Here is a 2,074-nt window from a genome sequence, read left to right as displayed (position 1 = left end):
GCAATAAGCCAAACGACACGGTGACGAAGTTTTTCAGTAGCATCGAGGCGATTTCCTTATAAACAGTTTATTCAGGCAGAGCAGAATGTCAGCTGCATCTCTGCCGCGACCTGGCCTGAAAATAATCTCACCTCGATGGTGTCTGCCAAAGTCAATAACTCATATTTATGAGGTCGTCAGAATGGTCAAAACACCGTTTGCACCGGGTTACACCCTACACGTCAGAGTAATATGAGCGAGCTGGCGTAACTCGTGCCTGTATCACCTTGTGGTGGGGTGGAGAGAGGAAAATCACTGTCCTGATCGTCCGAGTGATACTCATTCTCACTATGAATTTTCAGATGCGATAGTTTCTGGCGATCATCCGGGCTTGTTTCAATTTCATAATATTCAATGGTCGTGCTTTCGACGGAGTGCTCGTCGTGAGCCAACGAATAAAGTGGCATGGCAGACAAGAATACAACCGCCAGAAATCCGAAAGTCGTCGAATTATGGGTTCGCAGGAAATGCAGGGCTTTCACTTGATTCTCCTGTATAGGGCATTGTCCCGGACGAGAATCAAGCAGGCTCGACTCCAAGGATTATCGGCGAGGAATTTTTGGCAGGAGAGACGTTTGATTCAAATCAATAAGTGTTATTTTTGTTTGAGAAGTTCTTTGATGTGAAGCTGTCCCAAGCGGGTGTTGAGTCGATTCGGGAGGCCGATTAATGGTTCATGCAACGCAAGCGACCAAGTTCATGTACGTAAAAACACACGGCGTTTTTATCCGGCGTCGGAATCAATTCGTAGTTTAGAATGGCGCCTTCTTGCAAGACGTATTGACGTCTGAAAAACAGGTCAGGGGTCTTTTCAATGGCAAAAAGTTCATTGTCCTGGCTGAGTTTTATGTTGCTGACTTTGATTTCGACATGAGTTTTGCTTTCGTCGATTATATTCGCTGAAATGGTCGCATTGCGGATTTTTCCATTCAGGCTTTCCAGCGTGGTCCCCGTGAGTCGGCCATGCCCGATAGTGAGGTACTCTTCGATGTTCAGTTGATCAAGATCTTCCAGCCATTGTCGGGTTTTTGTTTGATAACTGGTGTTTTCCATGTAGTGCGAAGGAGAGTGCACAAGCGAAAAAATGCAGAGTGCATTGATCAAGGCTATGACCGGCCAGTGAACGGCTTGCGGAATTTCAAACTTCATAGGGTGACTTCCAAACATTGACGGATCATCAAGGCGAGGTCTCTTTCGCTGCTGTTCAATTGTAGATTTGCAGTGCTGAGATCCGGGCGAATGCACGAAACGGAATAATTGGCTTTATACAGGTTGATCCAGACTTGACCCTTCAGGTTTGGCGGTAATTGTTCAGTTTGTTTGGCCGACAAGTTCATCAGGGCTTGAGCCTCGGCAAGATCGCTGCCCACGGCGTGTATGACCAGTCCATTCTTGTCGACGCTGGAAATTTCAATTTTTGGCGCGTCGAAGTCGAATTTAAAAATAGTAAAGGCAACGACTGCCAGCGTAACCATATAAGCGATCAGCTGGGCCTTTGTAATGCGAGTGGATTTATTGGTTTTACCTGAGGGTGCAAGCAGCCCATCACTACCAGGTGGCGGTAGTTGTCCAGGGATGGGGGCGGGTGGCTGCGCTGTTTGCTCTGAGGGTGCTGGTACATCTGCTGCTGCATCGACTACACAGTGCCGGTTGAAGCAGTATCCGCGTCGAGGAACAGTCATCAGGATCTCGTGATCCCGACTGTCATTGAGAATATTGCGTAGTGAGAAAACCGTTTGGTTCAAACTGCCGGAGGCAACCACGCGGTCATTCCAGGTGTAGTCGATGATTTCATCGCGGCTTTTAGTGACACCTGGCTCCATGAGCAGCAGGTCCAACAGGCGCGACTCAGCTCTACCTAGCGTGGAGTTTTGTACATCTCCATGGGGTGTTGTAATGGAAAGCATGGCGCTGTCCGGGTCGAATACCGCCACGGCGCCATTTTTCAACTTGAAGGTGTAGCTCATAGAAATCTTCCGTTCAGGCGGTACTGGCCTGAGTATAGGGGCCGGATTTGGCTCGGTGCATTCTGGTC

At 48.5% G+C, this 2,074-nt stretch carries 3 protein-coding genes; all 3 read right to left on the bottom strand.

Annotation, left to right across the window (positions count from 1 at the left end; genetic code table 11):
- Window positions 1-221: 221 nt before the first annotated feature.
- Complete coding sequence (locus AC1DVH_RS30105) at window positions 222-521, bottom strand: hypothetical protein (protein ID WP_477756866.1); 300 nt, start codon at window positions 519-521, stop codon at window positions 222-224.
- A 184-nt stretch (window positions 522-705) separates the two neighbouring features.
- Window positions 706-1,188, bottom strand: a complete 483-nt coding sequence (locus tag AC1DVH_RS30100; protein WP_477756865.1) for a hypothetical protein — start codon at window positions 1,186-1,188, stop codon at window positions 706-708.
- Window positions 1,185-2,006 (bottom strand): winged helix-turn-helix domain-containing protein, encoded by an 822-nt coding sequence (locus AC1DVH_RS30095; protein WP_477756864.1) that lies wholly within the window; start codon window positions 2,004-2,006, stop codon window positions 1,185-1,187. Before AC1DVH_RS30095 ends, AC1DVH_RS30100 begins: the two co-directional genes overlap by 4 nt.
- Window positions 2,007-2,074: the final 68 nt, after the last annotated feature.

This window comes from Pseudomonas sp. P4_C3 (assembly GCF_056402075.1).
This window is presented reverse-complemented; position numbering and strand designations above follow the sequence as displayed.